At 35.0% G+C, this 6,382-nt stretch carries 10 protein-coding genes; 1 reads left to right on the top strand and 9 read right to left on the bottom strand.

Annotated elements, in window-relative coordinates; translation table 11 throughout:
• Nucleotides 1-468, top strand: a 468-nt coding sequence (locus JCM14932_RS16720) for a hypothetical protein (RefSeq protein WP_025025119.1), incomplete at its 5' end; no start/stop codon positions are given.
• A 68-nt stretch (nucleotides 469-536) separates the two neighbouring features.
• Here JCM14932_RS16720 and map read toward each other — a convergent pair.
• From map to JCM14932_RS12260, 9 genes are all read right to left on the bottom strand, one after another.
• On the bottom strand, nucleotides 537-1,325 hold the full coding sequence (gene map / locus JCM14932_RS12300; RefSeq protein WP_025025118.1) for a type I methionyl aminopeptidase: 789 nt from the start codon (nucleotides 1,323-1,325) through the stop codon (nucleotides 537-539).
• Between the two features lie 20 nt (nucleotides 1,326-1,345).
• Nucleotides 1,346-1,891: a GNAT family N-acetyltransferase gene (locus tag JCM14932_RS12295; RefSeq protein ID WP_162149798.1), complete on the bottom strand. Its 546-nt coding sequence runs from the start codon at nucleotides 1,889-1,891 to the stop codon at nucleotides 1,346-1,348.
• Between the two features lie 511 nt (nucleotides 1,892-2,402).
• Nucleotides 2,403-3,524: a GH25 family lysozyme gene (locus tag JCM14932_RS16125; protein ID WP_025025116.1), complete on the bottom strand. Its 1,122-nt coding sequence runs from the start codon at nucleotides 3,522-3,524 to the stop codon at nucleotides 2,403-2,405.
• Nucleotides 3,521-3,811 (bottom strand): holin, encoded by a 291-nt coding sequence (locus JCM14932_RS12285; RefSeq protein WP_025025115.1) that lies wholly within the window; start codon nucleotides 3,809-3,811, stop codon nucleotides 3,521-3,523. Before JCM14932_RS12285 ends, JCM14932_RS16125 begins: the two co-directional genes overlap by 4 nt.
• Nucleotides 3,812-4,120 carry a hypothetical protein gene (locus JCM14932_RS12280; RefSeq protein WP_025025114.1) on the bottom strand — a complete coding sequence of 103 codons (309 nt, stop codon included), beginning with the start codon at nucleotides 4,118-4,120 and terminating at the stop codon, nucleotides 3,812-3,814.
• Nucleotides 4,121-4,504: a hypothetical protein gene (locus JCM14932_RS12275; RefSeq protein WP_025025113.1), complete on the bottom strand. Its 384-nt coding sequence runs from the start codon at nucleotides 4,502-4,504 to the stop codon at nucleotides 4,121-4,123.
• Between the two features lie 35 nt (nucleotides 4,505-4,539).
• Nucleotides 4,540-4,677 (bottom strand): XkdX family protein, encoded by a 138-nt coding sequence (locus tag JCM14932_RS16415; RefSeq protein WP_081776173.1) that lies wholly within the window; start codon nucleotides 4,675-4,677, stop codon nucleotides 4,540-4,542.
• Between the two features lie 16 nt (nucleotides 4,678-4,693).
• On the bottom strand, nucleotides 4,694-5,116 hold the full coding sequence (locus JCM14932_RS12265; RefSeq protein WP_025025112.1) for a hypothetical protein: 423 nt from the start codon (nucleotides 5,114-5,116) through the stop codon (nucleotides 4,694-4,696).
• 11 nt (nucleotides 5,117-5,127) lie between these two features.
• The gene (locus JCM14932_RS12260) at nucleotides 5,128-6,381 is read right to left on the bottom strand and encodes a hypothetical protein (RefSeq protein WP_025025111.1); all 1,254 of its coding nucleotides are present in this window, start codon (nucleotides 6,379-6,381) and stop codon (nucleotides 5,128-5,130) included.
• Nucleotide 6,382: the final 1 nt, after the last annotated feature.

The raw sequence follows: 6,382 nt of genomic DNA, 5'->3' as shown, positions 1-6,382 counted from the left end.
AAAAAGTCTAAAAAGAAAGTAACCAAAAAGAAAACTGACACCAACAAAAAAGACGACACTCAAAAAGACACCCAAAACCAGCAACAGACTAATAATCAGAACCAGCAAGCAGCTCAACAAGATCAAAACAACACGCAACAGCAACAACCCAATACTAATCAGCAAGCTTCATCTTCAAATAACGGAATATCATACGATGAAAACACACTTACGGGATTTGTAAACAAATATGGTGTATCACCCGCTTTGTACAAGTCTCAACATTACGGGATGTCTGCGTATGAAGCCTTGAAGAGTACGCCTGACTACATGGAAACCTTCGGTGAACAACAAACTGAATCTCAAATGGATCGAGGAATATTGAACAAAGATGGTTCACCTAGTGATCAATATGGATCTAACGAAAATAATGGTGACAATAATTCCTATGATTCTGAAGATTCAGATTACGAGGATTCTGACTATTGATAAGCCTACCAGGGCTTATTTTTTTCATCCAAAAAAGGCTCCGAACATTGTGTTCAGAGCCTTAACAATTACAACAAATATTTAGAATCTCTCTCATGATCAAATGACGTTAAAATCTTAGGACCATCATCTGTAATAACGATCGTATGTTCATATTGACAACTCAAACTACCATCAACTGTTCTGATCGTCCAACCGTCTTCTTCATCCGGTTCACTACATTCGAAGCTACCAACATTGATCATTGGTTCAATCATAATTGTCATACCTGTCTTCAAACGTGTGCCATGTCCTGGCTTACCATAATGTGGAACATCTGGCTCTTCATGCATTGTAGGTCCAATTCCATGACCAATGTAATCTCTAACAACGCCATAACCCATTTCGTTCTCAGCATAATCTTGAATGGCAAAACCAATATCACCAATACGGTTACCAACAACAGCCTTATCAATTCCTTTATATAGTGATTTAAGAGTCACATCCATCAATTTTTTAACCTCAGGACTAGCCTTACCAACAACTAAGGCGTGACATGCATCACTTAAGTATCCATGATAATCGATAACAGTATCCAATTTGATCAAATCACCATCTTTAACAATGATATCCTTGCTTGGACAACCGTGACAAATCATATCATTAACACTGATACATGTTGAATATTTATAGCCTTCAAAGTTTAATTCACCGGGTGTGGCACCGTGTTCAGTAATATATTTATAAGAAAAATTATCAATATCCCAAGTTGATAATCCTGGTTTGACATAACCTTCTAATTCATGGAACAAGCCAGTTAGAATATCTCCAGCTTCCTGCATCCCTTTAATTTCACGTTCTGATTTTAATGCTATCATTTTATCTCCTCAAATTATTGCTACAAAGTTTTGTTATAAATAAAGTATTTCATCTTTTGATCTGCTGATTGCCCAGGTTCATGTACCTCAGCTTCAGCACATCTATCAAACCCGCGATGTTCATAAAATTGATATGAGCAATTGGTGTCAGTAAAGACATAGATTTTTTTACCAGTATATCGTTTTGAAAGTGCATCGAGTAATTTGGTTCCTGTACCTTGACCCTTCGTATCTGGATCAACTGCAAATAACATCAACTCACCGTCAAAATCCATCTTTGACTTGAGTTCTTTTAACATAAAGCCATTAACTTGGTCATAAACACCTGAATCAGCATCGAAGCCAATATTCATTATCGATTCCACAACTTTTGAATAGCTTCGATTGAGACATCCTTGATCGATCAAGACCTCATTATTGAATCCGGCAAAAACCGCACCGCAAAAGTTATCATCGTCGTCGTATGCACCCAAAGCTATTGTGGCCTTGCTATATTCATCTCGCACAACGTATTCAGCATAGATTCTATTTTGCACTTTGGAACTTGAGTATCTATCAAAGTTCATACCTATTAACGAGAACTCTGCTAGTTTAGACAAATCCTTTTTGTTAAAATTTTTGATTTTTATAATCGGTCTATCTCCAAACATTATTTCTTATACAAAATAATCATATACATTTCGTAAATAAAAGTCCAAAAAAAGAACACCCAAAGGTGTTCGAAGTAAGGAGAGTACAGGATTTTAAAAAGCCTATATATCAATCCCCATTTGAAATATGCGCAAAATATGCGCAAAGTCTTACTTTTTATTATGTTTTTCTACCCATTATAGGGTGAAAACATTTAGAAATGATGGTCTTTCAACAACTCAAATTGTATCACAGCTATATCTTTAAAATTAAGTTTTTTAAATAGCACAAAAAAGCCCACCACCTAAATTAATAGATGATGGGTACTTTTAACACTACCAAGGCTAATTCAAAATCGAGGTAATTTATTATAATATTGTCCACGTCAATGAACACCTTCAAATTAACACATATTATTTAATTTGTCTAGCATTTACCGTTTAAAATTTATCCAGTAAATCCAGAACCTTGAGCATATTTAATTGGAATGTATTCATTAGTTGCGACTTCATAGGCGTAACCAATATTAGGGATGTTAACTAACTTATCTTTAGTTTGCCAGCTAGTACCACCCTTAAATGTCTTATTAGAGTCTTTAATTGAATTACCCTTACTATCATAAGCAAGAACGCCGTAATTATTGAGGTAGTTCACTACAACTATACGATTAAAAGTTGTACTTGCTTGTGGAATTAACGTGTCAACGCCTATTACATAGTAAGATTTGCCATTAATAACTGTGATTCCATTTGATTTCCAGCTAGTACCAGAAATAACATTCGTGCCGGTATTGGCTTGGCCATTGTTATTATAGGTAGTAAATGCCTTATAGGAATCACCCTTGACACTTACTACATTATTAATAGTAGATTTAGGATCAACCTGTGGAGTTTGACCACCAGTGAAAAAGTTATCGTAGTTTTGAGATACGTCAAAACTACCGTATGAGCCAGCAAATTGGTATGTGCTACCCCATTGCCATGAATGGTGACCAGAATACCATTGCTTACCCGAAGCATTATATGGATATGAAGCAATCCAACCACCAGTATTCACATCTATCTTATTGCCTAACCATGAACTCATAGTATAAACATCCGAACGATATCCATACTTAGCAACTTGATCCATAAATGCTTTGTTATTAGCATTATTAGTTGCTCTTGATAATCCATTTTGCTGTTCAGCTTCTACATCAGTTACCAATACTGATCCAACGGGTAGACCGTCTGCTTTAGCCAAAGTAGCTGCATAGTCAGCTTCTGCAATTGCTCCTGAAACAGTACTATAACGAGCAAAGTGATAGCCATTAATATATAAACCTGCTGCTTGAGCAGTCTTAATATTATTAGCAGCTGTGTAATCATGGTAGTAAGTACCTTCAGATATCTTGGTAACCACAGCTTTGACACCGTAATTATTCAACATATCCTGAAAGTTGCTAACTGTCATGTATCCGTTGTGATTAGAAACGTCAACCATATCCGTTCTTGCAGCATTTACATTAGTAGTACAAAAAAATAAGCCTGCAATCAGCAGACTTACAATATAAACTAATCTTTTCTTCATTCTGACGTACCTCCATCATTTAAAAACCCTTGAACACCGTCAAACATACCTGATGTCCAGCCACCGACCAACAAGCCTGCAATAATAGCTTTGCCAATTTCCTTATCATGAAATACCAGAGCTGTAACTATTGCTAACACCAATCCCAAAGCCATTGATACGAATGGCATCCATTTAGTATCAACGACCTTTGTATTTTTGATTGAGTTGGTTAGGACATAACACAAAATAGCAATTACCATTAACTGTGCTACATCAATCAATTGCAATCCTTCAATAATTTTCATCTATTTTTCCTCTTCCAGTTCATTAAATTTGTCGAACTTACTATTTAATACCCCAACCTGTTTATTTAGTGCATCGATGGTATTATTCTGCTTTGAAACCTGATCTTGTAACTTAATAACCTGTACCTTTAAATCATCACGTTCCTGCGTAATCTGATCTAAACGATCAAATAACTCTCTAGTATGATCCGCATAAACATTTTCATTTGAACCTTGATTCTTTAAGCGTTGCAACCAAACTCCAAAGACACCAGTTATGACTGCACCACCAATAGCTGATATCAAAATTCTGATTGTTTCTTGTTCCATTTATCCTGGATCACTCCAAAATGCTTCTAAAAGAATTCGAATGTTAATAAATAGAATAAAAAGAGTTGTGAATTTTGGTAACAAAACTGGCGCAGTCAAATCATGTATTGAAAAAATTATTAAGTAGAATGTCCACACAAATAATAAAAGAAATACGATTAAGTCTTTGTTGGACTTACGTAATTCGTCAAAACACGAGAACATCACATACAGACCGATAATTATTAGCGCTATGGCAAATGGTGGATCATCTACATTAGCAATGAATCCTGGTGCATTAGGCGGTCTATCAATGAAGTTGCCAGTCAAAATAAAAATGATTCCAAGAGTGAATGTTTCTGCTCCTGTGATAAACCAAAAGTGATTCTGTTTTAAATATTTCAATTCGCATCACTCCAAAATAAAAAGGCTAGCATCTGCTAACCTTCTTTCTTATATTCTTCCCCAGTAATCTCTTTATAATCTTCTACAGAAATTTGATCAGGTACATAATCTGTTAAGTCGGAAGCCTTCAAAGTTCCCCAACTCCAAATAATTTTTAACATTGTTGCATTCATAATTCATTTCCTCCAACTATTTAGTTTCTGTCGTAACGTTTTGCTTTAATTCTAAAATTTCTTTTGTTAATCCAGTAATAACCTCTTGTTGTTCAGATTTATCCTTTGAATCTTGTAATGACTGAAGTGCTTGTGCTGTTGATAACTTCTTTAAGTCTGAGACATCGTTTGTTAAAGATAAATTTTGAAGTGTCAAATTAGATATGACAGTGTCTCTTTCTTCTTCAGGCGTTTGATTACTTTGAATATGAACTAAAGAATTGTCTGATTCTCTCACCGTCCATCGGTATTTATTATCAGTAGAAAAAGTTGAATCACTATCAACTAGTACCCAACCTTGATTACTATACTTTTTGACCTGTAGCTTAGCCCCATCCTCGGGACTTAAATAAGTATCAATAATATTTCTATCAGAATTTAATTGAACTGCTATTTTCATATCTTACCTCCTTAATTCTTATATGGTGAAATTTTTAAAACATTCCAATTAAAGTTATCCGTAAAACTAGGTGCTCTAGTATTTTTAAAAGTGAATTCAAAATCACTACTTAAACTGGATTTACCAATAATAATATTGGACTTTGTTACCCCTTTAAAATTAAAATTCTTATCCGTACCATTTCCCCAAACAATGCCCTCATTAGTACCATTATTTTGTTCAAAAGGAATAGTTATTACACTTGTAGAATCAAGAAATGGTTTCAGAATAATATTAATATTTATTCCATCTATCAATTCCTCCTTAGATATTTTAAACGTATTGGATAAAACAAAATTAGAGCTTTTAATTCTATAAACTGGTATTGATGATGAGTACGCTAGGTTATAAAAATAAACATAATCATCTAATGTTATCTCAATACCATCCATGGAATTTTCAAAAAAGTTACTTACTCCTGACAAGGCAATATCACCACTTGCTGAGCCGCTAAATAAATTGACTGAGGCTGGCAATTGAGCAACGGCTGGTTGTGTTGAAAATGTAGCAATTACATCGACAACCACTTCATAGTTAGCACCCGTAGCGCCAGCAGAATTACCATCGTTGTCATATCCTGTAACACTCTCGAAAGTCATAGTACCATTGCCATTAAAAGTAACATTTAGTTGAGGAGCTTTGACATTTTTACCTGATAGATTTTCACCAATCCCATTGATTGGAATTGTTAATGTTTTTTTAGTGCCTAGATCAGATGCTTTTATATAAATAGGATATGGTGATGTTGTCGTGAAATAGCCGTCTTTTGCTATATTATTGGGATCATAATTCAATTTAATATCGGTTACAGAACCCTTAGTGCCTTTTGTCATTGCAGTTTTTTGAAGGTGAATCAAGAAGGTAGCACCATCACCAACCATATTGAAAGTTGAACCAACATCTCGCTGTAAAGTTACTGTTTGAGAGCCTGTTTGTTCTGCTACACTTTCGTCTCGTTGATATAGCAAATATCTTTCAGTAATCTCACCATCAGCAAGTGAACCAGCATAGTAATCAGCACCAGCGGCTGGGTGATTTTGATCTGTATTTCCACCAGTGCTGCCACCTGTACCATTTGTGCTAGTTAAAAAATTAGTAAAATCCATATAGTTCGAGTCACCCGCGGGTTTAATAATTTGAATATTTCCTTTAGCATCCTTATATGTTGCCCCTTGAGCTGCCTTTGAGGCAATCCGAGCAACTTTTGTTAAAGCATTATCTGCCATT

This window comes from Companilactobacillus nodensis DSM 19682 = JCM 14932 = NBRC 107160 (assembly GCF_000615905.1).
GTDB lineage: Bacteria > Bacillota > Bacilli > Lactobacillales > Lactobacillaceae > Companilactobacillus > Companilactobacillus nodensis.
The sequence above is the reverse complement of the archived record's forward strand: the minus strand, read 5'-3'. Positions and strand labels throughout refer to the sequence as shown.

Bases quoted from the DNA above. Each gene is read 5' to 3' on its own strand.
- JCM14932_RS12285 (WP_025025115.1), bottom strand. From the start codon at position 3,811: ATGAAAATTATTGAAGGATTGCAATTGATTGATGTAGCACAGTTAATG.
- JCM14932_RS12295 (WP_162149798.1), bottom strand. From the start codon at position 1,891: ATGAACTTTGATAGATACTCAAGTTCCAAAGTGCAAAATAGAATCTAT.
- JCM14932_RS16125 (WP_025025116.1), bottom strand. From the start codon at position 3,524: ATGAAGAAAAGATTAGTTTATATTGTAAGTCTGCTGATTGCAGGCTTA.
- JCM14932_RS16415 (WP_081776173.1), bottom strand. From the start codon at position 4,677: ATGAATGCAACAATGTTAAAAATTATTTGGAGTTGGGGAACTTTGAAG.
- JCM14932_RS12280 (WP_025025114.1), bottom strand. From the start codon at position 4,120: ATGGAACAAGAAACAATCAGAATTTTGATATCAGCTATTGGTGGTGCA.
- JCM14932_RS12265 (WP_025025112.1), bottom strand. From the start codon at position 5,116: ATGAAAATAGCAGTTCAATTAAATTCTGATAGAAATATTATTGATACT.
- JCM14932_RS12260 (WP_025025111.1), bottom strand. From the start codon at position 6,381: ATGGCAGATAATGCTTTAACAAAAGTTGCTCGGATTGCCTCAAAGGCA.
- map (WP_025025118.1), bottom strand. From the start codon at position 1,325: ATGATAGCATTAAAATCAGAACGTGAAATTAAAGGGATGCAGGAAGCT.